Consider the following 26,227-nt stretch of genomic DNA (forward strand, 5'->3'; position numbering starts at 1 on the left):
GTGAGCGAGACGGTACTGGGCGAGGGCCGACTGGCCGAGGCCATCGCGCGCCGACCGCCGTCGATGCTGGTGGTGGCGCGCGACGGCTGGGACAGCGGCGACTGGGCGGCTGCGCACGACCGGGGCGAGCCCTGGTTGCCGGTGTGGAGCGAACTCGACCGGGTCGTGATCGGCCCGCTGGTGCGGCCCGGTGAGCGCGGCTGTGTGTGGTGCCTGCAGAAGTGGCGCTCCAGCGCGCCCCGACGCGACCCGTGGACGGAGCAGTTGCGCGCGGACGAGCGGATCGCCGCCCGGCCGTCGGACTGGCTGTCCGGCTTCGCCGCCGAGACCGTAGGCGAGCTGGTGCACTCGGGTGTCGCCGTCGACCACTGCTGGTACCTCGGCCTGCGCGACCTGTCCCTCACCCGGCACACGTTCCTGCCGGACCCGCTGTGCCCGGTCTGCGGGACGCTGCCCGAGGACACGGCCGAGCGGGCCCGGATCGCCCCCGTGGCCCGGCCCAAACCCTCGGTGCGCGCCGGCAGGATCGGCGAGCTGTCCGAGCCCCGGCTGACGGAGCTGTACGTGGATGCCGAGACCGGTGTCGTCGCCCCGCCCCAGGGGCTGCGCGACTCGCTCCTGCCGCTGGCCGAGGCCGTTCTGGCCGAGTACGGCTACCGCGGCGAGGCCGGTTTCGGGCGCGCCCGGGACTACGCCTCGTGCCGGGCCACCGCGGTCGCCGAGGCCCTGGAACGGCTCGGCGGCCAGTGGCCCTGGGGCAAGCGGACGACCGTACGCGGCCGTTACGCCGAACTCGCCGCCGACGCCCTCGACCCGCGCTCGCTCGGCCTGTTCCCGGCCGAACGCTACGAGGAGCCGGACTGCCCCTACCAGCCCTTCACCGAGGACGCCGTGGTGTCCTGGGTGTGGGCGCACTCCTTCCGCGAGGCCCGGCCGGTACTCGTCCCGGAGACGTACGCCTACTACCGCACGACCTGGCAGCCCGGGGCCGGGGCCGCGCCGGACAAGCCCTTCACCTTCGAGATCTCCAACGGCTGCGCGCTCGGCGGCTGCGTCGAGGAGGCGATCCTGCACGGGATCCTGGAAGTCGTCGAACGCGACGCCTTCCTGATGACCTGGTACGCGAGGATGCCCGTCCCGGAGGTGGACCTCGCCGGGGCCCCCGACCCACGCATCAAGCTCGTCGTCGATCGCATCGAGCGCACCGGTTACCGGCTGCGCGTCTTCGACATGACCCTGACCGAGGCGATCCCCGCGTTCTGGGTGCTCGCCCAGGACACCACCGGCGACGCCATGCGGCCCAAGGTCGTCTGCACCAGCGGATCGGCGCTGGACCCGGCCGCCGCCGTCCTCACCGCGCTCGGCGAACTGGCGCCCATCGTGGAACAGGAGATGCGCAGATACCCGGCCGAGGCCGAACGGGCCCGTCGGATGACCGCCGATCCCGAACTCGTGCGCGTGATGACCGACCACTCGCTGTGCAACGCCACCCCGGAGGCGTTCGACCGCTTCTCCTTCCTGCTCTCCGGCGACCGCCGGATCGGCTGGGACCAGCTCGGCCGCCGGCCCTGGCCCGCCCACACCGACCTGCGGGACGACCTGACCGAAGCCGTCGACCGGATGCTGGCGGGCGGCATGGACGTCGTCGTCGTCGACCAGACCTCGCCGCTGCACGAGGCCGCCGGCCTGACCTGCGTGAAGGTGATCGCGCCCGGAGCCCTGTCCATGACCTTCGGCCAGCACAACCGGCGCACCACCGGTCTGCCCCGGCTGCGCGAGGTGCCCCACCGGCTCGGCCACGCGCCGCGGCCGCTGACCGACGCCGACCTCAACCCGCACCCCCACCCGTTCCCATGAGCGGCCACGCCACCACCTTCGGGGTACGCGTAGCGGTCCTGCCCGCCACCGTGCCCGGCGAACTGGTCGACCAGCGGCTGCGGCACGCGCTGCTCACGGCGTCCCGTACGGCGGCCGAGCTGACGGCCGAAGCCGCCGCACTGTCCGACCGCTGCCACGATGTGATCGGTGCGCCGCACGCCGGCGCGGCCAAGCCCAAGCTGGTCGCGCTGCGCCGGACCGTGCACCAGCTGCGCGATCCGGCCCGGCTGCTCGCCGAACCGTCGGTCATCGCCGCACTCGGCACCGAACTCGTCGCGGACATCGGCGCGTTCGGTCGCAAGCTGACCCGGTACCGGTCCGCGCGCGCCGAGTTGCCGGCGGTGCTGGCTGAAGCCGACCGGGCCGTCAGCGCGAGGCTCCTGGAGATCGGCGCGGACCCCCGCTTCGACCAGGGCCTCGCGCACGCCAGCCCCACCCTCCGCGAGGAGCTGCGGCGCAAACCCGGCAGACAGGAGCTGATCCGCCTGGCCGTCTACGCCACCCGCGCCGCCGTCAAGACCAGCCCCTTCAGCACGTTCACCGCCAGCGGCCTCGGCCGGTTCGTCCAGGGCGGCCCCGCCCTGCGCTGGACCACGACCGCGCCGCCCCGGTCGGTCGTCGAGCTGGACCTGTCGGCTCTCGCCCCGCTGGCCGCCACACCGACCGAGGCCAGGGTCCGCATCAACCCGAGCGCGCGCCTGGTGGCCGACACCGTCCAGTTCCTCGGCCCTCCACCGGCCGAGGAACTCCTCACCCTGCCCCTGACCGGGCCGCTACGGCACTGTCTGCGCGCCGCCGCCGCACAGCCGACCCTCGCCGAACTGACCGCCGGCATCCCCGCTCCCGGCGAGAAGGCGGCCGGATATCTGAGCTCCCTCGTGACGAGCGGCCTGCTCCTGCTGAGGCCGGACCCGGACCTCGACGAACACGGCCTCGACCCGCTGGGACAGTTGGCGGACCGGCTCCCCGAACTGGACGCGGTCCGCAAGGCGTTGCACGAGTACGCGGGCGCGGACGGCACCGAGCGGATCGCGCTCGGGCCGGCGCTGCGCGAGCGGCTGTCCGGCCTCGGCGTCGGCGGCAGACTGCGCGACGTCCTCACCGAACAGTCCGTCGTCCCCGGCACCGTGGTCGAAGCGGGCCTGCCGTCGTGGCAGCACGCCCTGGACGACCTCGCCGTCGCCTGCCGGCTGCTCGCCGCCTTCGACTGCACCCTGCCGTTCAAACTGGCCGTCGCCGCCTTCATCCGGGAACGCTTCGGCACACAGACCCCGGTGCCCTTCGACCGGTTCTACGCCGAGCTCGTACGGGACGGCCACGAGGCGATGCGGCTGCACCCCGCCGCGGTCGCCTTCGACATGAGCGGGCCGACCGAAACGCTGGCCGCGAGCCCGATCGCGGAGGTGGGCCGACTCGTCGGCGTGATCGCCGACATCCGGCACGCGCTGCCCGACCGGGAGCGGATCGAGCGGGTCCTCAAGGCGGCACCGTCCTGGGTGCGCCCGGCGGGCTCGGTCGCCGTGTACGCCCAGCACCACGGCGGACAGCTGATCGTCAACGCGGTGAACTCCGGCTTCGGCAGAGGCCGGGCGCATGTGCGCCGGCTGCTGCGCCAGGTCACGGACGATCCGCTCCCGGTCGACACGGCGTATCCGGGCGCGCCGACGCACGAGGGCGAGCACCCGTCCGAGCCGACGTACGCGGAGTTCCCCCAGACCCTCGGCACCTCGCTCAACCAGCGCGAACTCACCCTCCCCGACCGGCTCGACTACCCGCCGGCCGCGCGGCTGACGGTCGGCGTGGACGGCGACGGGCTCCCCGCCCTGTTCGACGACGGAGCGGTCGTGCGGCCCGTCCACGGCGGACTGTCCTACGAGCGGCAACTGCCCGCAGTCATGGCGCTGTTGATCGAGGCCTTCGGCGAGAACCCCATTCTGCTGCGCCCCGACCAGCCGCTGCGGCACGACGCCGGAGCCGGCCGCGGAGCGGGCCGCGTCCTGCACGCGCCCCGGCTGACCATCGGACGCGTGGTGCTGCGCCGGGCCACCTGGGTGGCCCAGGCCGGCACGCTGCCGCATCGCCCGGCCGGTCAGTCCGACGCGGACTTCCTGCTCGCGATGACGGCCTGGCTGGCCGAACACGGCATCCCGCCCCGGTTCTTCGTGTCCGTGCTCCGGCCACGCGCCATCGCCGCCGGCGCGCTCGCGGGCGACCGCACCCGCAAACCGCTGTACGTCGACATCGGCTCACCACCTCTCGTACGGGCCTTCGAGCGACTGGCCGGGGACCCCGCCGGCTCGGCGTTGTTCTACGAGGTCGCCCCGGAGCCGGAGACCGCGATCGTCGACCACCAGGGCGTGCCGAGAGTGACCGAGTACGTGATCGAGCTCGACTGCCGGGCAGCGCTCGACCGCCGGGACGCGCCCGACTCTCAGGGAGAAGAGAAATGACGGAGCCCTCGTGGCGCAGCGTGAACGTCTTCCATCACGACAGCGACCGCACCGGTCTGCTGCTCGACGCCGTCCGCCCGTTCCTCATCACCGTGGCCCCCGCGGTGTCCGGGGCGTACTTCCAGCCGCACTGGCGGCGCGGCCCGCACGTCCGCATCCCCGTCCAGGCGACTGCCGAGGCCTTCGACGACGTCGTCCGGCCGGCCGCCGCCGATGTGCTGGGGGAGTACCTGCGGGCGCATCCGTCCACCGTGGCCCTCGACGAGCGCCTTGCCCACGCCCAGCACGTGCGGCTCGCCGAACAGGAGCGCGAACGAGGGCTGTTGACTCCGTGGGCGCCCAACAACACCGTCGAGATCGAGCCGCACGACCGTCGGCTGCACGTGCTCGGCGGACCGGCCGCGGCGGACCTGCTGACCGGCTACTACGTCGACACCAACGACATCGTGTTCGACATCCTCGACTGGGCCCGGGGCGGCGGCTCGAAGATGGCCCTCGCGGTCGACCTGTTCATCGCGGCCGCGCACCGGTTCCTGCCGCCGGTCACCTACGGCTACCTGTCGTTCCGCGGCCACGCCGACGCGTTCCTGGCGAAAACGCCCGACGGCCTGCGTGAACGGTTCGACCGGACCTACGAGGCCAACGCGGACCACTTCCAGCGGAGGGTCGTCGAGATCACCGCGGCCGACGACCACCACGACGTGATCCGGTTCGGCGCCCTCCTCGACACGCTGCTCGACTACCGCAACCAGGCCAACGTGCTCCTCACGTCCGGTGAACTGACGCTCAACACCGACCCCAACGGCGACCCGGAGGCGTGGGGGGCGAGCTGGAGCGCGTGGTCGGACCGCAGCCCCTTCCACCGGGTGCTCGGCGGCCATCGGGCGGCAGCCGACCAACTCGGCGACTGGAACACCTTCCAGCAGTACCGGATCGTCCTCAACTGGCTCTATCTCAACATGTACCGGCTGGGCATCGGCGAGCTGGAACGCAACCTCATCTGCCATGTCGTCTCCCGTGCCGTCGAGGACGTGCACGGGGTGAGCGCGATGGACCGGATCCAGGACCTGATCGGCTTCGTCGACAACGGCGGTCGTCTGTAGAACGGAGACAACGCATGACTGACGCCGTCACCGTCAGCGAACTCGTCAAGCGCTACCACCCGCACGCACCGGCCGCCGTGGACGGCCTGAGCTTCACGGTCGAGCGGGGCGAGGTCTTCGGCCTGCTCGGCCCGAACGGGGCGGGCAAGTCCACCACCGTCAGTGTGCTGACCACGCGGATGCTGCCGACCTCGGGCCGCTGCCTGCTCTTCGGTACGGATGTGGTGGCCCAGCCCGCCAGGGCCAGGCGCCTGCTGGCGGTCGTACCGCAACGCCAGAACCTGGACCGCTCCCTGGACGTACGCCAGAACCTGCTCTTCCACGCCCGCTACCACGGCATCGCCCGGGACGAACGGACCGCCCGAGCCGCGGAGTTGCTCGACCTGATGGGGCTCACCGATCAGGCCGGGCGGCGCGTCGAGCGGCTCTCCGGCGGACAGGCACAGCGGGTGGTCATCGCCCGCGCCCTGATGCACGCGCCCCAGGTGCTGTTCCTGGACGAGCCGTCGACCGGCCTCGACCCGCAGTCGCGGCTGTTCCTCCACGCACGCATCCGCGACCTGCGCGACCGCGGCGTCACCGTCGTGCTCACCACCCACGACATGGAGGAGGCCGCGACCCTCTCCGACCGCGTCGGCATCGTCGACCACGGCAGGCTCCTCGCGCTGGACACCCCGAGCGCGTTGACCGAGGCGCTGCCAGGAGGCACCACGATCACCGCGCAGGTGCGCTGCGCGGAGGGCACAGCGGCCGACAAGATCGTCACCGCGCTGACGGAGCTGCCCGGAGCCTGCGCCGTCGAACACGACCCCGCGCCCGGCGGCACCGGGCCCGGAGCCGACCCCGCTCAGTCCTTCCGGGTGCGCACCGACACGGACCCGTCGGCCCTGCTGCCGGAGGTGCTGCGCACCCTCCTGGACCAGGGGGCGGAGCCGGTCGGCCTGTCGATGGTCCGGCCCAGCCTCCAGGACGTCTTCATCAGCCTGACCGGAAGGGAACTGCGGTGACCACCCCGACGACCACCCTGAACGAACCAGCCGGTCCGGAAACGAGTTCCGACACCGCCGCCCCGGGCAGGTGGCAGCACGTCGGTCCCACCACGCGGACCTTCCTCGCGGTGCTGTGGCGCGACGTGTTCACCACCGCCCGACGGCCCGCCTCGTTCCTCGTCCAGGTGATCGTCCAGCCACTGCTGCTGTTCTTCGTCTTCGGCAAGGTGCTCGGCGAGGCCGGTTACACCCACGGTGACTTCGGCGCGACGTTGCTGCCCGGCGTCATGGCGTTCAACGCGCTGCTCGTCTCCCTGCAGAACACCGCTATGCCGCTGATCATGGACTTCTCGTGGTCCGGTGAGATCGAGGACCGGTTGCTCGCCCCGCTGCCGGGGCCGCTCGTCGCCGTGGCCAAGCTGGTGTTCGGCACGCTGTGCGGCCTGTTCGCCGGGCTGGTCATGGCACCGCTGGGGTTCCTCGTGCTCGGCACCACGGGCTGGCCGCTCACCGCCTGGCCCGGCGTGCTGCTCATCCTGCTGCTCGGCTCGGCGACCGGCGCCGGCATCGGACTGACGCTCGGCACGGTCGTCTCGCCGGAACGCATCAGCGTCACATTCTCCCTGGTCCTGGCCCCGCTGACGTTCACCGGTTCCGTCCAGTACCCGTGGTCCTCCCTCGGCCACCTCAAGTGGTTCCAGGTGGTCTCCGCGATCAATCCGCTGACCTACGTCAGCGAGGGCCTGCGAGCCGCGACCCTGCCGAACCTCCGGTGCATTCCCCTGTGGACGGACACCCTGGTGCTGCTGCTCGCCCTGGCGCTCGCCGCGGCGGTGGGCATCAAGGGCTTCATGTCCCGGGCGCTCGGACGGCGTTAGGGGCCTCCTCGAAAGGCCCTGGGGAGCTGTACGTCAGCCGGCCTGCCCCGTCGGCCGCACCGTGATGTGGTTGATGTCCACGCCCGCGGGCTGGTTGACGGCGAACACGATGGTGTCCGCGATCTGCTCGGCGGTCATGGTGGCGGCTGCCTCGGGGGTGCCGCCGCGGGCGTGCCAGAAGGGCGTGTCCACGACGCCGGGGGCGACCACGGTGACGCCGACGCCGTCCTGGCCGACCAGGAGGCGGGTGTTCTCGGCGAGGGCGTGGGCGGCCCACTTGGTGACGGAGTAGAGGTTGCCGGGGGTGTGGCGGACGCCGGCGACCGAGCCGATGATCACGATACGGCCCTTGGAGGACCGCAGGTGGGGCAGGCTCTGCTGGATCAGGAGGGCGGGGCCCAGGACGTTGGTGAGGATCATGGCCCGCATGTCCTCAGGGGCGTGGGTCTCCAGGTTGCCGGGCAGGGAGAAGCCGGCGTTGGCGATGACGTTGTCCAGCCGGCCCCAGGTGTCCAGCACGTGGCTGACGGCGGTGGCGACGTCTTGTGCTTCGCCGGCGTCGCCGGTGATCGTCAGCAGCCGCTCGCCCGCCCCCGCGGTACTGGCGAAGGCGGCCAGCTTGCTCTCGTCGCGTCCGGTGACGGCCACGCGGTGGCCCTGCTTGAGCAGGGCGCGGGCGGTGGCGGCGCCGATTCCGGTCGAGCCACCAGTGATCAGCGTGACGGGTTCCATGGGACGGCCTCCTCGGCGGCAGGGGCATCAGGGCAAAGCGCCTGCACTCTACCCAGCGATCTTCGACGCTCGCTCCTGCCTTTTTTCCGGCACACCAACCGCTACCGCGCCGGCCACCGTCCGTCCCGTCAGGTGCCCGCCAGCACCCCCCGTTCGTACGCGGCGATGAGGTCCAGTCTGGAACGGCAGCCCGTTTTCGCGAACAGCCGGGTGAGATGGCGCTCCACGCTCTTCTCGCTGAACCGGATGACGGCCGCGATCTGCCGGTTGGTCATGCCCTGCCGGATCAACTGGATGATGCGTGTCTCGACCTCGGTGCTGGAGCGCGAGTTCGTCGTGCGTCGCGGCAGGGTCACGCCGCGCGCGCGGGCCAGCGACTTGGCGAACCTGCGCAGCCGGGTGTCGCCGAGCTGTTCGGCGATCTCGTCGGCCGCGCCGAGCCAGGGGCGTGCGTCGTCCGCCGCGCGTGCGGCGATCAGGTACGCGGTCGCGAGCTCGGTCCGGTAGCCCTTCGTCCTCAGCGCGGCGGCGGCCGCCCGGGCGACCGGGAACGAGTTGTGGGCCACCGCGGTCACCAGGAGTTCGACAGGGCTCGGCTCGCGGGCGGGGGAGGGGGAGCTGCACGCCTTGGCCGCCTCTTGGATCTCCGCCAGGTCGTCGCCGGTACCGCAGGTCGATGCCAGGAACGCCCGCCGGATGATCAACAGGTGCAGGCCCGCCGTGTCACCTGCCTCCGCGTCTCGTACGGCGGCCGCGCAGGCGCGCCGGCCGAACGCGAGCGTGGCCTCGGCCTGGCCCCTGCACGCCAGCAGGCCCATCTCGACCCAGCTGCGGAGTGTGGGGAACGCGCTGCGCCCGTCGGGTTCGCCCAACCACCTCTCGGCGAGATCCAGTTCGTCCCGGCACATGCACATCTCGGCGGCGAGCAGCCGTGCCAGTTCGCGGACGGGGGTCGCCGCCGGGTAGGTGGCCGTCAACGTGCGTGCGGCGGACAGCGCGTCGTCCCACTGGCCGCGCCGGTAGCCGTCGACGATCCGGCGGCACAGGGCGAGGGGGCCGTGCCGGGGCGCGCCGTACGCTGGGCCGAGGGCCGACTCGAACATCCCGATCGGATCGAACCAGCCGTCTCCCGGCAGGGGTTGCCGTGCCACGGGCGGATCGCAGGAGGCGCCCAGGGGGGCCAGGGCGGCCGCGAGCTCCGTGGTGCGGAAGGGCTCGTTCGCGCCGAACCAGCGGCCGACGATCAGCGCCGCCGCTCCGGCTGCCTCGGGTGGCCCGGTCGGTGCGTCAGCGATTCCCGCGAGTGACGGGATGCCGGTGTGCAGAGCCGCCAGACAGGCGGCGGCGGTGAGCTCGCCGGAATCCTGGACGTTCGTCGAGTGTCGGGCCGTCCCGCCGTAGGCTCCGCTCGCTTCCGCGACCACCTCGCCCAGCCAGTCGTACCGGCCGATCCGCGTCAACTCCCGCATCAGGCCCGTGAGCAGGCGTGCGTGGTCCGTGGGGGAGCAGTGCGTGAGCGCGGCTCGCCTCCATCGCGCGGCCAGTGTCGGGTTCACGGGCTGGACCCTGTGGGCCGCGTGTTCCAGCAGCGCCGCCGCGTCGAGGCCTCCGACATCGTTGCCGACGCCCGTGGCGCCGTCCAGGGAGCCTCCCGCGAGGTGGTCGGCCAGTGGAAGCAGGGCGTGGGCGGGCCCCCGGCCACGGGCCACGAGATGCCGGGCGAAGGCCAGGTGCAGGGCGCACAGTTCGTCTCTGCCGACCGCGGCGACCGCCGCCGCGCCGAGTGCTGGTGAGGCGAGGGTGAGGCCGCCGTCAGGGGCGCAACGCAGGGCGCCGAGGGCGGTGAGCTCGTCGATCGCGCGTCCGCACGCGTCCAGCTCAGCCGCGACGGCGTCGGCGAAGACGACGAGGTCATCCATGCCGAACCACTCGGAGTCCGCGATCAGCGCGAGCAGTCGGAGGCCGAACGGATGGGTCCGCGCGATCCGCTGGACGAGCCAATGGCCGGCCGGGAGCGCGATCGGGGCGTCCGGATCGGCCAGGCACAGAGCGCCGCCGACGTGGGTCAGCCGTCCCTGGCCGAGGAGCAGGTCGCACAGGGCCAGTACCGCGCCCGGATTCCCGGCCAGGGATCCGAGCGCGGCCTGCAGCGCCGGTGTGACGGCCTGGTCGGGTTGCTGGCGGGCCGTGACGGCGATCAGTTCACGGACGTACTCGTCCTTCAGCGGCCCGAGTTCGACGACATGGCCGGCCGCTTCGCCGTAGGCGGTCAGTTCGAGCGCGACGGTCTCGTCGTCGCACGCGACGATCACGGTGCAACCGGCCCGCAGGGCGGCGCACGCCGTCGCGACGACCGTGGCCGGGACCGCGTCGACGTCGTCGAGCAGCACGACCGCCGTGACCGTGCCGCGGAAGCTCTCGAACAGCCGCTGGAACTGGTGGAGCAGCCGGGCGCGGGTAACGGGCGACTCGTAGACCGCCGGTGTGCACAGCTGGTTGACCGCGGCCAGCGCGGTCGCGAGCCGGGAACCGCCGAGGTCCGTGAACCCCGCGCGAAGAGACCTCAGGACGGCCTGCACTCCGAACAGATCCCAGGTTTCGTCCCCTGACGCCGGCGAGGACGAAGTCAGTTCGACGGTGAGGGCCCTGATGCCGCGGTCCCGGCACTCGGACGCCACTTCCTCGAGCAGCGCGGTCTTGCCCGCGCCCCGAGGTCCGCGTACGACGACCGGGACCGGCTTGCCCAAGTGGACGCCGACGGCCGTGAGTTCCTGGTGTCTGCCGACCAGTCCGACGCGCTCCCGAGACAACGTTCCTCCTCATCGCGAGAACAACTCCACCGAACCTTCACGGTGTTGGGTCTCCCTCCACATGAGGGCAGGGCCGGGCGCCTCGTTCCTTCGAACGCACGGCCGTACGGCAAAAATCTGTCAATGACCTGTACGCCGTGCCTAGGGGGCCGCGCCCGGTCGGCGCAGGTGCTGACATTTGTCATCTCGGGCCGATGACGCCACATCACTACCGGTCGGCCGCCGCCCGACGGGAGCCTGATGACCATGGGAACGACACAGGCAGTGCTGACGGTCGAAGGACTGCGTCACCGGTACGGCGAGACGGTCGCACTGGACGGTGTGGACCTGCGCGTCGACCCCGGCGAGTGCGTCGCGCTGCTCGGGCCGAACGGCGCCGGCAAGTCGACGCTGGTGGCGCTCGCCGTCGGGCTCCTCGTGCCGCAGCACGGGACGGTGCGGATCCTCGGCGGAGATCCGCGCCGCGCGGCGACCCGCCGGCGCCTTGGTGTGGCGCAGCAGACGCTCGGGTTCCCCAACACCCTGACCGTGAACGAATTGGTGACCGGCGCCGCCGTACGCGGTGGCAGGCGGCCCGCGGCGGCCGGTCCGATCCTCGCGGAACTGGGACTGACTGACCTCGCGCCCCGGCGCGTGCCGAAGCTCTCCGGCGGCCAGAAGCAGCGCGTGCAGCTGGCGATGGCGCTGGTGACCGAGCCGGACCTGCTGATACTCGACGAGCCCACCGTCGGTCTGGACACCATGGCCCGGCGGCACTTCTGGCAGATCCTGGCGCGCCGCCGAGCGCAGGGCACCGCCGTACTGGTGACCACGCACCTGATCGAGGAGTCGGCCGCGGTGGCCGATCGCGTGGTGGTGCTCGACCGCGGCCGGATCCTGGCGGACGCGCCCCCGCAGGAGCTGGTGTCACGGTTGCCGGACCGCACGGTGACCGCCAGAACCGGCATGGACCAGGCCGAACTGGAGCGCCTGCCGGACGTGTTGTCGGTCAGGCACGAGCACGACCTGGTGAAGATCCAGACCCGTTCGCCCGAGGACCTGCTCCGCGTGCTGCTCGACCGGGACCCGGCGCTGTCCGAACTGCGGGTGCAGGACGCGGGCTTGGAGGAGGCCGTGGTCGCGCTGACCGCCGGTGAGGAGATGGCGGCGTGAGCGGGATGATGCGTCGCCTCTTCGGCGTCGAGCTCCGGGACGAACTGCGGGCGATCGTACGGGAACCGACCTCCCTGTTCTTCGGCATTCTCATGCCGGTCGGCCTCTTCGTGCTGTTCAACCTGCTGTACGGCAAGGACACCACCCAGGGTCTTTCCGCCGGCACGGCGATGGTGGCCACGTTCGGCACCTACGGAGTGATCACGGTGGCGGCGCTGCAGCCGGGCATCGGGGTGGCGCAGGACCGCGACCTGGGCTGGCTGCGCATGAAGCGGGTGTCCGCGGTGCCGATCGGCATCAGCCTGACCGCGAAGGCCACGGCAGCGCTCCTGTACGGGGTGGGCGTGCTCCTGCTCATGGGGGCGGGGGCGGCCGCGTTCGGCACCCTGCACGCCTCGGGGTGGGCGCTGCTGCGGGTGGCGCTGGTGCTGCTGCTGGGCAGTGTCCCGTTCACGCTGTTCAGCGTCGCCGTCGGGTTCCGGTTCCGCACGGGTGCGGCGATCGCGCTCCTCAACGCGGTGCTGTTCCCCCTGGCGATGCTGTCCGGCCTGTGGATCCCGATCCAGTTCCTGCCCTCGGTCGTACAGAAGATCGCGAAGTTCCTGCCCACCTATCACCTGGCCCAGCTCGGACTCGCCCAACTGGGCCACGGCACCACCGTGATCCACGTACTCGCCCTGGTGCTCACGACGGTGGTGGCGGCCGGTGTCGCCGCGATGTCCTATCGCCATGCGCGGATATGAGCACGGTCGCGGACATGGGTACCGTCGCGGGCATGAGCACCGTCGCAGACATGAGTGCGGGCACAGAGACCCTCGACGCGTCCCCTTCTCCTTCCGGGTCGGTGGCCGAACGGCTGCTGACCTGGGAGTGGGTCTATCTCGGCTACCTGCTGTTCGTGCTGGCGCAGCCGTACTTCACACCCGATCCCGCCTGGTGGGAGTGGCCGCTGGCGATCGCGGTGTGCGTGCTGACGGCGGTGCTGTACGCCCTGGCGCTGCTGCGGGGCCGGTCCGTGCGGCAGATCTGGACGTCGATCGTGCCCATGGCCGTCGTCGGCGCCCTGGCCACGCCGTTCAACACCAACGCCAGTGTGCTGTTCATCTACGCGGCCGCCGCGGCCGGCAACTCCCTGCCGCGGCATGCCGCCCGCTTGTGGTTCGTCGGTCTGACCGCGCTCGACGGCGTGACGGTGCTGGTGTCTCGGGTGCCGATGCCCTACCGGCTGTGGGGGTTCGTTCCGCCGCTCGCGCTGATCTGGGTGATCGGGCTGCTCGAACTCCGCCAGCACGACCGGCGGCAGGAACAGGAGAACGAGCGGCTGCGCAGCTCGCAGGTCGAACTCCTCGCGACCATCGCGGAACGCGAACGGATCGCGCGTGATCTGCACGATCTGCTCGGGCATTCGCTGACCGCGGTCGTGATGCGCGCGCAGCTGACCAAGGAACTGGTGCTCGCCGACCCGCAGCGGGCGCGCGCCGAGGCCGAGGAGATGGAACGCAACGCGCGGGAGGCGCTCGCGGCGGTGCGCAGCACGGTCACCGGCTGGCGGCAGACCGACATCCGCACCGAACTGGGGGCCGCCCGGCGGGTGCTGGCCGGGGCCGGGGTGACACTGCGGGTCGACTACGACGACGAGCTGATCCTTCTGTCGCAGGCCGAGCACGAACTGGGGCTGGCGTTGCGGGAGGCGGTGACGAACGTGGCCCGGCACGCACGGGCGTCCGTCTGCCACATCGGACTGGACGCGGACGACGAACGGGTGCGGCTGGTGATAGCGGACGACGGGATCGGCGGCGACGCCCCGGAGGGCACCGGGCTGACCGGGCTGCGCGAGCGGGTCGCGAAACTCGGTGGTGCGGTGCGGCGCACCGGCTCCGCCGGCACGACCCTCACGATCACGGTTCCGGTGGAGGCGGCCCGATGATCCGGGTGGTACTGGCCGAGGACCAGGGCATGGTGTTGAGCGCGTTCGCGTCCCTGCTGGATCTGCAACCGGACATCACGGTGGTGGCGACCGCGACCAACGGCGACGACGCGCTGGCCGCGGTCCGCGAGCACCGGCCTGACGTGCTGGTGACCGACATCGAGATGCCCGGCCGCAGCGGTCTCGACCTGGCCGCGGATCTCAACCGACTGGGCGACCACACCAGGGTGTTGATCGTGACCACCTTCGCGCGCAGTGGTTATCTGCGGCGGGCGGTCGACGCGGGGGTGGCCGGGTACGTCCTCAAGGACGCGCCGATCGGCGAACTGGCGGCGGCCCTGCGCCGGGTGTACGCCGGCGAGCGGGTGGTCGCGCCGGAACTGGCGATGGCCGCGTGGGACGCGGCCGATCCGCTGACCGACCGGGAACGCGAACTGCTGCGCGCGGTCGCGGACGGGGCGAGCAACGCGGAGATCGCGGGCCGGATGTTCCTGGCCGAGGGCACGGTACGCAACTACCTGTCCACCGCCATGGCCAAACTCGGTGCCCGCAACCGGACCGAAGCGGCCCGAACAGCCCAGACCCGTGGTTGGCTCTGATACCGGAAGCGGTTCGGGACCCGTCCGGCCGCGCCGGACGGGTCCCGGTTCGTGGTGACGACGTCAGCCGGCGAGGGCCGGGAGCCGGTCGGGCACGACGAACTGCGTGTCGCGCAGGGCGAACTGCAGGTCGTGCAGGGGGCGGCCGGTTCCGTGCCAGATCGACAGGGCGTAGACGCTGATCGGGTAGTGCACCCAGCGCGGCGGCGCCCATACCGTGCCGCGCACCGTGCCTCCCTGCCCGCTCGTGTCGAGACTCGACGGTACGTCGCCGGATGCGACGAGCAGGTTCCAGCCCTGCTCCGGCACCGCGAACTCCGCTTCCTCGAGCGCGCCGCGCAGACTCGCCCGCATGATCGTCGTCGCCGCGATGTCGAGGGACAGCGCGCCGTCGACCAGCACACGGTCCACCTCGAAACCGGAGTCGGCCAACCCAGCGCACAGGTGGTCGACGGCGGCGTTGAGCAGGTCCGCGGTGGCGCGTTCGGTGGAGACGCTCCGGCACAGCAGTGCCTGGAAGTGCACTTCCTCGGGCACGATGATCTGGTCGCCGATGACCGTCTTGAGCAGCGGCATGTCCAGCTCGGCCGGCTCCCGGTAGGCGACGGCGATGTTGCGGGCGATGGCCCGCAGGAACGGATCGGGGCAGTCATGCAGGAGGAACGACTGCAGCCGCGCGCACAGTTCGACCATGCGGACGCCGGTGGTGGCGTGGATGACCCGCAGTGCGCAGCGCAGAAGGATCTTCTGGAACAGGGTCATGGCCACCCGGAACTCCATGCCCTTGACCCACTCCTCGGCCGTCATGGCCTCGTGGGCGACGACGACGTCGGCGATGAGTTCGGGATTGGTGACGTCGCCGGGCATCCAGCGGGTCTCGAGAGCGTGTTCGTCCTTGAAGGACGCGTGTGAGTATTCGGTGTTGTTGAGCAGAAGCAGCGGATAGATCACCGGTGAACCGCCCGCGCTCAGCACCTCTTCGATTCCGTTGAGGTACGAGTCGTACGTCTCACCGGGCAGGCCCCAGATCAGATCGGTGTAGGTGGGCACATCGAGTTCGCGGAACCGGGTCAGCAGCCGGCGGTAGTGGTCGGTGCGGATGTTGGAGCGGTTGGCGATCTTCAGCACTTCGGCGTCGAAGGACTGCGCGGAGAGCGTGATGGCACCCGTGAGATCGGCGGCATGCAGCATGCTCGCGATTTCAACGATACGTTCGTTGCTGTTCTTCGCCCAGTTCGTGCTGACGATGAGCCGCTTGTCATAACGCTGGCTGAGTTCGACGATGTGCTCGGCGATCTGCCGGTCACGGGCGAGGATGCCGAAATTGGCGTCCGCGATGAACAGCGTGGCGTCCGTGGGCATCAGCCGGATCAACCGGTCGAGCTCGGCGAAGATCCGGTCGAGGTCGAACTGGCGCACCTTGGAGTTGGTCGCACCGCCCCAATAGCAGAACGCGCACCGGTACGGGCAGCCGCGGTTGGTCTCGTACACGATCATGGACGAGCCGGTGATTTCCTCGTCGGAATACACCGGGGTGAGGATCGGTGAGACGATCTGCTCGAGGTCGGTAATGCGATCCGCATCGGGATTGGTGACGAGGTTTCCGTCGGCGGCCCAATAGCTGATTCCGGGGATCGTGGCAAGGTCGCCTTCGGCCAAGAAGCAGTGCAACAGGTCGCGGAAACGCAGTTCGCCTTCCCCGTGCACCAGAACATCGACCCAGGGAGCCTCGGCGAACAGCGCTTCCTGCTGGTGGCTGACGTCGTTGCCGCCGACCACGATGCGGCAGTCCGGCCAGCGCTCCTTCACCTGCCGGGCCAACTCCAGGGATTGCGCACGGTTCCAGAAGAAGACGGTCAGCGCGACGACGAAGGGTTCGTCCCATGAATCGAGCAGCTCTGTCGTCGCCTGGTCGCCGCCGCTCTGTTCGCGCACGCTGATCCGGAAATCGCAGGCGTTGTCAAGAGCGGGGTCGGCGACGGATGTCGCCTTGAGGTATCCGAGGGTAACGCTGTATCGGACACCGTGCATCGCGGTGAACTCGACGAGCTGCACCGGTCTCTTATCGGTGGAGATCATGGCTTCACATCCGTACAAAGTCGGGCGCGGTGGGCTTTCCGTACACGGAAATGACTCTTCGAGTAGAGATTGTTGTCCACTTGATGAGTAAGAATACCCTGTATCTGATTGTGTGGATGGAGGAGTTGCGTGATGAACATTGAGGAAAGAGAAGGAAGTGGTTCCGATTGGCTCGAAGCCCCGAATCGATGTCGGTCCAGACCCGTTGAATTATCTTCAGGCCGCGACCGAATGGTCCGCGGGATCGTCGACGCCATAGCCGATCCCGCCGGGCCCAGGGCCGTACTGATCCTCGGCACCGGCGGCACCGGGCTGAGCACTGTGCTCAAGCAGGTGTGCCAGGAGTTCGGCGACGACCGCACCTGGTTCGTCGCCGCGAGGCCCAGACAGCCGCACTCCGCGCTCGGCAACGTGCTCAACAACTTGCGCGCGCTCCACCCGAAGGAGCGGTCCGACCGGCCGGACACCGTGCTCGCGATCGACGACGCGCAATGGGTCGACGCCGGCACGATCAGACGGCTGACGTCGCTGGTCCGCGCCTCGACCGACACAGGTCTGCGCTGCGTGTGCACGGTGCGGGTCGACGTCCCGGCCGCCGCCCAACCTCGGCTGGTGTCCGAACTGGTCGATGAACGGCTCGTCGACGTCGTCTGGCTGCGGCCGCTCGACGACACCGGACTCGCCGCGCTCATCAGCGAACGCGCGGGTGCCGAACCCACGGCCGAACTGGTGCGCCACGTAGGCAGACTCACCCGCAACAGACCCAAGGCGGTCGGCATCGCCATCGACGCGCTGACCGCCGCCGACGGCATCCGCGTCGTCGATCTGCGCACCCATCTCGTCCGCCCGGACGCCGTACCGACGCTGCGGCCCCAGCACCGGCTCCTGCAGGAACTGCGTGGCCTCGGCCCGACCACGTGGTCCGTAGCAAAGGCCGCGGCGGTTCTCCATCCGCTCGGCGATGCCATGCCGGAACTCGTCGCGGAAGCAACGGGCCTGTCGCAGCCCGAGGTCACGGAAGCCCTCCATGTACTGCGCGCGAACGGAATCGTGCGGCAGGCGCGGGACGGCGGTCGCTGGATTTTCCGGCTTCCGCTGGTGCAACGGATCCTGATGGGCCAGCCAGGCCCCTACGAACGCCGCCGCCTCGCCGAGGTCGCGGTCACGGCGGTCTGGACGGGACGCGCCCGCTGCACCGACCCCGACTACCTCGCCGATCAGCAGGCCTGCGCCGGACGCATGCTCGACGAACGACGCGCCAAGGCGGAACTCCTCGCACACGCACGGGCATCGATGTACCGGCCCTCCGGCTCCGGCCCCGGCTTCGGTGTCGGATCAGCGGGCCGGCCCGGCTCCCGCTCGGGCTCCGGTGCCAACGCCGGCGTCTGGCTGCGAGTCGCCGCCGAACTCTCCTCGGACGAGACGGAACGCGTGCGCATCCTCTGGGAATCCGCGCGCGTGTTCGCCGCGCAAGGCAGAACAGCCGAGGGCCTGGCGACCCTCGAATCGCTGCTCAACGACGTCTCCACACAACAACCCGGCTGCACGTCCCTCCTCATCGACATCCACCTGGCCCACATCTCCCTGCTGCGTGCCACCGGCAACCAGGCCGCCCTCGACTGGCTGGCCCGGGGCGAGACATGGCCCTGGGCGCCCGACCCCGTGATACAGGCCGTGACCAGAGCGGGCGCCTCCTACGCACTCGGCCAGTGGCAGCGGGTCCGCGAACTCCTCGACGACATCCCGCGCCACGAGACTCCGCCCGACGGCCATACAGACCACGCCGGACAGCACGACTACCCGGCCCGCCGCGCGGAGGTCCTCGCCTCCCTCGCCGCGCTGTGGCAAGGCCACCCCGACCGCTTCACCGCGCACCTGTCCGGCCCGGACCAGCGAGGCTACCCCTACACCGCGGCCCTCCTCACTCTCGGGGAGCTGACCGCGGCCGAACGGACACTCAGCCGCAGCGGCGGCCGCCCCGAGCACCTGGCACTCGCCGATCAGGCCGTACTGGCCGCGCGCCGCGGTGAGTTCACCCGCGCGCTGAAGCTCACGCGCCGCTGCCTCGCTCCCGGCGCGATGCCCAGCTCGGACCCGAGCCGAATCGGCATGATCCAGACCGCGGCACTGATCCTGCTGGCACGCGGCCAGCTGAGGAAGGCGAGCGAACTCGTCGACCGCGGCCACGGCGGAGGCCGCGCACCGCTGCTCCATCTTCTCGCCGTCCCCCAGGCGCGCGCCGCGATGGCACTCGGCGAGCACCGGCGAGCGGCACACGTTCTGGACCAGGCCGTCACGTACGCGTCGAACGGCGACACCGTGGCCGGCACCGACGAAATCTGGTTCGCTTCCGCACAGCTCGCCGTCGCGACGGCAGACCGCGACCGACTCGACATATGCTCGCGCGAAGCCGACACGGTCGCGAGCAAACTGGGCACGGACCGTGCTGTCGTACACGGCCTGCTCGTCCGGGCCGCCATCGACCCGCACTCCGGTCCCGCCGCCCTGAAAGCCGCCCGCACCCTGGGCCAGCCCTTCGAACTGGCCATGGCCATCGAACACCTGGTGCGCGTCGGCGCGGCCGACCCGCAGTCCCTCCGAGAGGCGTACGGCTTGCTGGGCCCCCTCGGCACGCTGCTCGTCCGGGCCCGGATGCGGACGCTCATGCGCGAACACGATGTCGCGGTGCCCGACCGCCAGGCCGTCGTGGAGGAGAACGAGCGCCTGCTCGCGGTGCTGGTGGCCCAGGGTTTCGGCAACCAGCAGATCTCGGCGCTCCTCGGCGTCAGCAGGAGAAGCATCGAATCCCGGCTCACCAGACTGTTCTCCCGATCCGGCTACCGCTCACGGCTGGAACTGGCGATGGCCATGCTTCACGACCGCCCCGAGCCACCTCGGACAGCCGACGCATGCGCACAACCGTCCCTGTCCTGACGCCGGTACTGGCTCACCGGCGCTCGTCTGCCCCGCAGGCGGTCGGCGCGACGACAGAGCGCGGGCATGGGATCAGCGCCCCGCTGAGCGCCGAGGAGCGCTCTACGATGTTGGGGGGAGCGGCCCGCGGCCGGTTCGCCGGGCTGTCGCCGCCCGGTCCGTCCACGTGAGGAGACGATGGTGCAGGGAAAGAGCGCACTGCTGCTCGTGGGCGCCGTCGTCGCGGTCTGGATGGTGGCCGTGGGCCCCAGGTTTCCGAGCGGTGCCTCATCCGCTGAGTCGCAGCCGCAGGCGACCGACCACGACGCCGTACCGAACCGCGTCATGACCTGGAACGTCTGCAACCCGTGCAAGAGCGGTGAAGCCGACCTGGCGGGGGAGATCGCGGCCTTGGCGCCTCAGGTCATCGGGCTGCAGGAGTCGTGCACAGGTGAGGTCGAGCGGATCCGGGACTACCTGAAGAGCCGCCACGGGCTCGACTACCACGTCGAGTACGGCACGGTTCTGCGGAGCTGGAGCCGCTGCGGAGGAGCGCCGTGGAAGCCGGGAGGCTACGGCGAAGCCATCCTCTCGGCGGCGCCGATGACCGACGCCGTCGCCGTGGAGTATCCCGACGGCGGCTCCGAGGACCGTGGATACATGGCGGTCACGACCACGGTAGGCGGCCGGCAGGTCAGGGTGTTCAATACACATCTCGCCGAGCGACGCCAGGAGTCGGTCCGGGCGGAGCAGGTCGACGTCCTCGCCAAGGCGGTCGCCCGCCACGATCACGCGATCGTCATCGGCGACTTCAACGCGGTCCCGTACGCCTCCGAACTCGGCCCGATGTGGCGGCTGGCCACGGACACCGACCCCAAGTGCCGTCCCTCGTCCGCCGGCGGCTGCAAGCCGACCACGGACTGGCAGAGCAAGTTCGACTACATCTTCCTGCGTGGGGTCGACGCCCGCGACCACCATGTCCGGCCGAGCGCCTACTCGGACCACCACATGCTGTACACCGATCTGGCGCCCGACAAGGCGGGCAGCTCATAGACGAACGCGCATCGCCGTCATGAGGTGCGGTTCGAGTCGTCGGTGTCGGTGGTGCTGTCGCTCCGGTTGAGGAGGTAGGCACCGGCCGCGACGCCTTCCAGGATGCTGCTGGCGGTTGCTTCGGCCGACAGGCTGGAGGAATCCAGGACGTGGGCCTCAAATGCGTCCAGGTCGCTGAACTGGCCGTGCAACGAGCGAATCGGCTCCGGGTCGGTCAAGGCGTCGCCGGCCCGGCTCGTTGCCCGTTCCAGTGTCGTCTGCTGGTCCGGCCGAAGGATGACGTAGCTCAGCGGCAGGGCCTGCGCCTGGGCGGCCTCGCGGAAGAGGTCGATGAACCAGGGCCCGACGACGCCGTCGCAGATCACCTGGTAGCCGCCGTCGGCGTACCCGAACGCTGCCGAGACGAGTACCCGCAGGACCACCTGGTTCTGTCGATGAGCTTCGGGCAGGTAAGGCGCGATCCAGCCCTGCTTGATGTAGCGCCAGAAGTCGTCGCTGTGCAGGTGGACACTGGGAGTCAGGCGACTGGCCAGCAGGTGTGCCACGGTGCTCTTGCCAGCTCCGGGCGGCCCGGTCAGGACGATGACCTGACCGCGGTCAGGGGACGTCCGAGAGAGGGGTGCCGCGTTCATGTCCCCACGATGCCACGATGGAGGGACGGCACCTGCGCCTACGCTGGACCGCGCCAGCGGGGCCTCCGAATCCGTAGGAGAGACGCATGGTCGAACCCCCTACTCGATACTCGCCTGACGGCACGCCCCTGGGGCGTAGCGCGGCGAACGACAGCAGGTTCACGACCAGTTATGCATTCATCCGCGGCGTGAATGCCGACGGATGGCTGGAATCCCTGCGCTCGGCGTGTGCCTTGCGGTCCCTTGGGTGGGGGAGCGGTGCAGACTGTCGACATGGCCGAAAATGAAGCGCAGGTCAGTCCTCCTGGGTCACTCTTGCAGTTGATCGACAATCTCGCGCGGTTCCACCGCGAGCATGAGGAGTACTACTCTCAGGCGCCGTTGCGGCAGGCCGGTGAGCTGCAGGCCGGATCTCGAGTGCTGAAGGCGCTGGCTGACCGGTGGAGCGAGGTCAGCGTGGGTGAGCAGACTGGGTCGGTCGGGTTCGCCGGTGCTCAGGACCTGAACGCGCCCGGGCTCGTCGCGGAGTCGGGAGTGCTGTTCATGGAGGGTGAGGGCGAGCCGACCGAACTGCAGCGGTTGAAGCGCGAGGTCCGCCAGGTCGCTGATGACGTCGAGCAGACGGGTACCTGGCTGACTCAGGCGATGGAGCAGGCATGGGAGATCGCGGGGAGCTTGGCCGCGTACCCAGCGCTGGCCGACCTGCTTGGGGAACGGCACCGGATCATCTGCAACGACTGGCAGTCGGCTGCGCTGCAGTGCCTGATCGCCCGGTTGCTGCGGCGCTCCCTGGACCTGCTGGCCAAGGTCGACTTCACACCGGCGGCACTGCGGGCCGACCTGGCGGGTGAACGACACGCCCCCGCCTACTTGTATTCGGCATCCGAACTGCTGGACCGGGCGGCCGACCTTACGGCGGAGTCGGCGATGCTGGTGCACGACAACGAGCGTCGCTGGCGTGTCTTCCGCGCCCGAGTTCGCGAGCTGCAGTCCGCCTAGCAGGTCGGCAGGGGGAGACTGCAGCGCGAGAGGAACTCATAGACCGCGCGTCGACCAGTGCTGTGCCCGATCAAGTCGGGCGCACGAGGCGGCCCAGGAGAGAGCAGCTGTGGCCGGGCCAAGGTGCTGTTCGGCGGCTGTGCCGTGCAGCTCACCTCTACCCGCGCGTCCCCGGCCATGGAGGACGGCGTCAAGCGGATGTGCCAGCCTGTCCGGTGCCAGGTGAGGTGGCCGCGCGGGGGGAGCGCAGGACGAGCAGGGTGATCTCGCTGGGAGCGAAGACGCGGAAAGGCGGCCCCCAGAAGCCCGTGCCGCGGCTGGTGTAGAGGAGGGTGCGGGCGCCGTGGTGGCTGAGGCCGGCGAGGGCGGGCTGGTCGAGTCGGACCAAGTGGTGGAACGGCCAGATCTGGCCGCCGTGAGTGTGCCCGGAGAGCTGAAGGTCGATGCCGTCGGCCGCTGCCCGATCGACGAACTTGGGCTGGTGCGCCAGCAGCAGGACGGGCAATTCAGGATCGGCGCCGCTCAAGGCTCCGGCGAGATGAGCGCCGTGGCCCGCCAGGCCGGAGTTCTCGGCGGTGACGTCGTCCACGCCGGCGACCACGAGGGTGTCACCCCCGCGTTCGAGCAGCAGATGGCGGTTGCGCAGCGGCTCCCAACCCAGCTCGCCCATCAGGTCGACCCAGCCCTGGGCTTCGCTGTAGTACTCGTGGTTACCGGTGACGTACACCCGGGCCCGGGTGGCTTGCACGGTCCCGAGCGGAGTGGCTTGGGCGCGGCGGCGTTGAGCCGTGCCGTCCGCGATGTCGCCGGTGTGGCAGACCAGGTCGGCTTCCAGGGTGTTGACCCTCTCGCACACCCGGGCCGACCAGCGGGCCCGATCGAGGGGACCGTAGTGGGTGTCCGTGATGAGTACGACGCGGAGGCCGTCCAGACCGGCACCCAGCCGCGGGAGCTGCACATCGAGCCGGCGCACGCGTGGGACGCGGCGGGCCTCGATGTAACCCCAGCAGACCATGAGGGCGCTTACGCCGAGGACGGCCCACGTGACGATGCGGGCCTGGTCCTGACGCTCGCCGACGCCGGCGATGGTCAGGGCGAGCCGCAACAGGACACCGAGCAGCACGGACCAGGTGAACAGAATCCAGCTGGTTCCCAGCAGGGTGTCACCGATGATCGCCGCCCGGTCCTGCTGACGCCGGCCGTGACCGCGCGCCATGGCGAGCGGCATACCCGTGAGACCGAGAGCGAACAGGGCGGTGCCGAGCAGCAGGACGGGCAGCGGCCAGTGCTGGCCCGTGTACAGCAGCACCCAGCAGGGAACAGCCCACAGCAGGACGGGGGCGACGAGAGGGATGTAGCGCATCACTCGGTACAGTCGGCTCCGCCGCCGTACGTGCGCATCGCCCTCGGTGGTTCGGGTGCTGCTGGTGTTGGTCATGCTTGCCCTTCCCCACCAAGCTGCCGTCACGTGCACTTTACCTGGTTGCCCTTGGGCGGTCCGATTTCGTGACCGGATCAGCGCTCTGCGGGTGCCGAAGCGAGTGCCGAGCCTCCACCCGACCCGATCACCACCACCCCCGATCACCACGCCCCCCGATCACCACCACCCACCCTGATGCCGGACGTGGAGACGCCGATGCGAGGAAGACAGGGGGTGTGTCGGGAACATGCCGGTCCGGTCGGCTGGTTGCATCGACCGAAGGACCGGCGCCGCTCGGGGGACCACGGAGACCACAGGGTCGTCCGCCACACCGTGGCCCGGATCTTCAGGACGGCGGCAGGCCTGCCGCGCCCGTGGACCAAGACGTACTTCGCAGGAGGATTGATCGATGCTCAGTCGGCCTTTGACACTCATGGCAGTACACGCCCACCCCGACGACGAGGCCACGGGAACCGGAGGCGTCTTGGCGCGGTACGCGGCGGAAGGCATCCGCACGGTTCTCGTGACGTGTACCGACGGCAGCTGCGGTGATGGGCCGGGGGGTGTCAAGCCGGGCGACCCCGCGCACGATCCGGCAGCGGTCGCCATGATGCGCCGTCAAGAACTCGAAGCGAGCTGCGAGGTCTTGAAGATCAGCGATCTGGAGATGTTGGACTACGCCGACTCCGGGATGGCGGGGTGGCCGAGCAACGACGCTCCGGGGTCGTTCTGGCAGACCCCCGTGCAAGAGGGCGCTGCCCGGCTTGCGGAACGGATGCGGCACTACCGACCTGATGTGGTCGTCACCTATGACGAGAACGGCTTCTATGGCCACCCCGACCACATTCAGGCCCACCGCATCACGATGGCGGCACTGGAGATGTCCGGGCTGACACCGAAGGTGTACTGGACCACCATGCCCCGCTCGATGATGCAGCGGTTCGGCGAGATCATGCGCGAGTTCAACGAGGAGATGCCGGAACCGGATCCGGCGGAGGCGGCCGCGCTGGCGAAGATCGGTCTCCCCGACGATGAGATCACCACATGGGTGGACACCACCGCGTTCAGTGGTCAGAAGTTCGACGCGCTGGCCGCGCACGCCAGTCAGGGGGAGAACATCTTCTTCCTCAAGATGGGCAAGGAGAGGTTCGGTGAACTGATGGGCATGGAGACCTTCGTCCGTGTCCAGGACGCCACCGGTACGGCGACACCCGAGGACGATCTGTTCGCCGGACTGCGCTGATCCGGCCGCCCGACCGGCGGGGGAGAGCCTGCCGGCCACGCAGCTGATGGCGGGGTGGCCGTCCCGGCCCTTGACGACCAGGACGGCCACCCTCGCGCCATGTCCCAGGACGGCCCCCGCGCCATGCCCCGCTGCTGCTCGCCGTACGGACTACGGTCTTCCGCCCTCTTCACGGCTCGCGGCCGTGCTGCTGGACGGTCGCAGTCCTGCGTCAGCCGGCCTGAAGACCGACCGCCAGCGTGAGTTCCAGGACCCGGTGCGGTGAGGCGAGATCGGGAAACAGCTCCCGCAGCTGCGCCATGCGGTACCGGACGGTCTGGGGATGGACGAACAGCGCCTTCGCGACCTCGTCGCGCCTGCCCTGGTGCAGCAGCCACGCCCGCAGCGTCTCCTCCAGCCGCTGTGCGGTCGTCTCAGGCAGGGTCTGCAACGGTGCGAGCGCTCGGGCTCGAAGGTCTGCGAAGGCGTCCGCGTCGGCGCTCAGCACCAGCTCAGCCAGGTGGTCCTCGGTGTCGCGAATGTCGCAGGAGAGGGAGCGCGCGCGTACGGCTCGTGCGTACGAGGCGGACGCGCGCGTCCATGGCCGCGCCGGGCCGACCACGGCCGTGCGTTCGGTCAGCTGCCGTAGGAGATGGGATCGGTCGGCATCGGGGACGAGCAGCACACCGGTGGCGTCCGGCAGATCGTCGAGGACAAGAGTGCTCGGGTCGAGCGTGCGGTAGGCAGGCCGGGCCTGAGCGCTGGGCAGCAGGACGGCGGTGAGGGAAACGGGAGGCTGCCATCCGGCCCGTTGAGCGGAGACCAGCAGCACGTCCGGGGTGGCGCCGGCGAGGAGGTCGCGGGCCAGATGTTCCAGGTGGCGTTCGTGTTCCCTGCCCCGGGCGGCCAGTTCGTCGGCGTGGCCCGCGGCGCTCGCGGCGGAGAGCTCGTCGATGTAGGCGAAGGTCAGCTCGGCGAACTTGGCGACCTCGGCGGCGGGCAGGCCCGCGGGTACGGCACCTGCTGCCAGGCACCGCCAGGCCACACGGGCGCCGACGCGGTAAGCGCTGAGCAGGGCGTCCATCGAACGGCCGTCGCGTACCTCGCCGCGGCCCAGCTCGTAGGCCGCGTCACCACCGTCGCCGCCTGTGGCGTTCCCGCTCGCGAGGTCCAGGTAGTGTCCCAGGGCGGTGCGCACGGCTCGGCGGATCGTGGCGCCCATATGGCCCGACAGGGCGTTCGCGTAGGGCGGGACCTCGTCGATGATCGCCTGGACGACCTCGTCGGCGGTGGTCTTCAGCGCGCCCCGAAGTACGGTGACCGTCGTCTCATCCAGGGCCAGTTCGCTGGCCCTCCGGATCACTTGGCTCACGTTTTTATTCCCTGCGAAC

Annotated in this window: 19 protein-coding genes; 13 read left to right on the plus strand and 6 right to left on the minus strand. The window is 70.5% G+C overall.

What is annotated here, in order from left to right:
* The 5 genes from M8J74_RS12775 to M8J74_RS12795 are packed head-to-tail and all read left to right on the plus strand — an operon-like array spanning nt 1 to nt 7,298.
* On the plus strand, nt 1-1,857 hold the full coding sequence (locus M8J74_RS12775; RefSeq protein WP_249836491.1) for a TOMM precursor leader peptide-binding protein: 1,857 nt from the start codon (nt 1-3) through the stop codon (nt 1,855-1,857).
* On the plus strand, nt 1,854-4,328 hold the full coding sequence (locus tag M8J74_RS12780) for a lantibiotic dehydratase (protein WP_249836492.1): 2,475 nt from the start codon (nt 1,854-1,856) through the stop codon (nt 4,326-4,328). Before M8J74_RS12775 ends, M8J74_RS12780 begins: the two co-directional genes overlap by 4 nt.
* The gene (locus tag M8J74_RS12785; protein ID WP_249836493.1) at nt 4,325-5,431 is read left to right on the plus strand and encodes a thiopeptide maturation pyridine synthase; all 1,107 of its coding nucleotides are present in this window, start codon (nt 4,325-4,327) and stop codon (nt 5,429-5,431) included. The genes M8J74_RS12780 and M8J74_RS12785 overlap by 4 nt, the downstream gene beginning before the upstream one ends.
* Before the next feature lie 14 nt (nt 5,432-5,445).
* Nucleotides 5,446-6,438, plus strand: a complete 993-nt coding sequence (locus M8J74_RS12790) for an ABC transporter ATP-binding protein (RefSeq protein ID WP_249836494.1) — start codon at nt 5,446-5,448, stop codon at nt 6,436-6,438.
* Entirely contained in the window at nt 6,435-7,298 is an 864-nt protein-coding gene (locus M8J74_RS12795; protein ID WP_249836495.1) for an ABC transporter permease, read from the plus strand. The genes M8J74_RS12790 and M8J74_RS12795 overlap by 4 nt, the downstream gene beginning before the upstream one ends.
* 33 nt (nt 7,299-7,331) lie before the next feature.
* Here the strand turns inward: M8J74_RS12795 and M8J74_RS12800 are convergent, their stop codons facing one another.
* Together M8J74_RS12800 and M8J74_RS12805 are read right to left on the minus strand one after the other, a co-directional pair.
* Nucleotides 7,332-8,030 carry an SDR family oxidoreductase gene (locus tag M8J74_RS12800; RefSeq protein ID WP_249836496.1) on the minus strand — a complete coding sequence of 233 codons (699 nt, stop codon included), beginning with the start codon at nt 8,028-8,030 and terminating at the stop codon, nt 7,332-7,334.
* A gap of 128 nt (nt 8,031-8,158) precedes the next feature.
* A complete protein-coding gene (locus tag M8J74_RS12805) occupies nt 8,159-10,840 on the minus strand; it encodes a helix-turn-helix transcriptional regulator (RefSeq protein WP_249836497.1) in 2,682 nt (893 codons plus the stop codon).
* A 246-nt stretch (nt 10,841-11,086) separates the two neighbouring features.
* On the opposite strand from M8J74_RS12805, the gene M8J74_RS12810 reads away from it, so the two are divergent.
* From M8J74_RS12810 to M8J74_RS12825, 4 genes are read left to right on the plus strand one after another with little or no spacing between them, the layout of a single operon-like run.
* Complete coding sequence (locus tag M8J74_RS12810) at nt 11,087-11,992, plus strand: ABC transporter ATP-binding protein (protein WP_249836498.1); 906 nt, start codon at nt 11,087-11,089, stop codon at nt 11,990-11,992.
* A gap of 5 nt (nt 11,993-11,997) precedes the next feature.
* Nucleotides 11,998-12,735 carry an ABC transporter permease gene (locus tag M8J74_RS12815; protein WP_249836551.1) on the plus strand — a complete coding sequence of 246 codons (738 nt, stop codon included), beginning with the start codon at nt 11,998-12,000 and terminating at the stop codon, nt 12,733-12,735.
* Nucleotides 12,736-12,767: 32 nt separating this feature from the next.
* Nucleotides 12,768-13,919, plus strand: coding sequence for a sensor histidine kinase (locus tag M8J74_RS12820; protein WP_249836499.1), 1,152 nt, complete (start codon nt 12,768-12,770; stop codon nt 13,917-13,919).
* On the plus strand, nt 13,916-14,518 hold the full coding sequence (locus M8J74_RS12825; RefSeq protein ID WP_058927710.1) for a response regulator transcription factor: 603 nt from the start codon (nt 13,916-13,918) through the stop codon (nt 14,516-14,518). The genes M8J74_RS12820 and M8J74_RS12825 overlap by 4 nt, the downstream gene beginning before the upstream one ends.
* Before the next feature lie 63 nt (nt 14,519-14,581).
* On the opposite strand, the gene M8J74_RS12830 is transcribed toward M8J74_RS12825, so the two are convergent.
* Nucleotides 14,582-16,573, minus strand: coding sequence for a radical SAM protein (locus M8J74_RS12830; RefSeq protein WP_249836500.1), 1,992 nt, complete (start codon nt 16,571-16,573; stop codon nt 14,582-14,584).
* 255 nt (nt 16,574-16,828) lie between these two features.
* Between M8J74_RS12830 and M8J74_RS12835 the strand changes: the two genes are divergently transcribed.
* Both M8J74_RS12835 and M8J74_RS12840 read left to right on the plus strand, forming a co-directional pair.
* On the plus strand, nt 16,829-19,531 hold the full coding sequence (locus M8J74_RS12835; RefSeq protein WP_249836501.1) for an ATP-binding protein: 2,703 nt from the start codon (nt 16,829-16,831) through the stop codon (nt 19,529-19,531).
* Between the two features lie 177 nt (nt 19,532-19,708).
* Nucleotides 19,709-20,563: an endonuclease/exonuclease/phosphatase family protein gene (locus M8J74_RS12840; protein ID WP_249836502.1), complete on the plus strand. Its 855-nt coding sequence runs from the start codon at nt 19,709-19,711 to the stop codon at nt 20,561-20,563.
* Nucleotides 20,564-20,580: 17 nt separating this feature from the next.
* Here M8J74_RS12840 and M8J74_RS12845 read toward each other — a convergent pair whose 3' ends face one another.
* Nucleotides 20,581-21,195 (minus strand): AAA family ATPase, encoded by a 615-nt coding sequence (locus M8J74_RS12845; protein WP_249836503.1) that lies wholly within the window; start codon nt 21,193-21,195, stop codon nt 20,581-20,583.
* A gap of 258 nt (nt 21,196-21,453) precedes the next feature.
* Here M8J74_RS12845 and M8J74_RS12850 point away from each other — a divergent pair, with 258 nt between their 5' ends.
* Nucleotides 21,454-22,194 carry a hypothetical protein gene (locus M8J74_RS12850; protein ID WP_249836504.1) on the plus strand — a complete coding sequence of 247 codons (741 nt, stop codon included), beginning with the start codon at nt 21,454-21,456 and terminating at the stop codon, nt 22,192-22,194.
* 190 nt (nt 22,195-22,384) lie between these two features.
* On the opposite strand, the gene M8J74_RS12855 is transcribed toward M8J74_RS12850, so the two are convergent.
* Complete coding sequence (locus M8J74_RS12855) at nt 22,385-23,632, minus strand: metallophosphoesterase (RefSeq protein ID WP_249836505.1); 1,248 nt, start codon at nt 23,630-23,632, stop codon at nt 22,385-22,387.
* Nucleotides 23,633-24,023: 391 nt separating this feature from the next.
* On the opposite strand from M8J74_RS12855, the gene M8J74_RS12860 reads away from it, so the two are divergent.
* A complete protein-coding gene (locus tag M8J74_RS12860; RefSeq protein WP_249836506.1) occupies nt 24,024-24,857 on the plus strand; it encodes a PIG-L family deacetylase in 834 nt (277 codons plus the stop codon).
* A gap of 211 nt (nt 24,858-25,068) precedes the next feature.
* On the opposite strand, the gene M8J74_RS12865 is transcribed toward M8J74_RS12860, so the two are convergent.
* Complete coding sequence (locus M8J74_RS12865) at nt 25,069-26,208, minus strand: PucR family transcriptional regulator (protein ID WP_249836507.1); 1,140 nt, start codon at nt 26,206-26,208, stop codon at nt 25,069-25,071.
* Nucleotides 26,209-26,227 lie beyond the last annotated feature (19 nt).

The organism is Streptomyces panaciradicis, from assembly GCF_023516615.1.
GTDB lineage: Bacteria > Actinomycetota > Actinomycetes > Streptomycetales > Streptomycetaceae > Streptomyces > Streptomyces panaciradicis.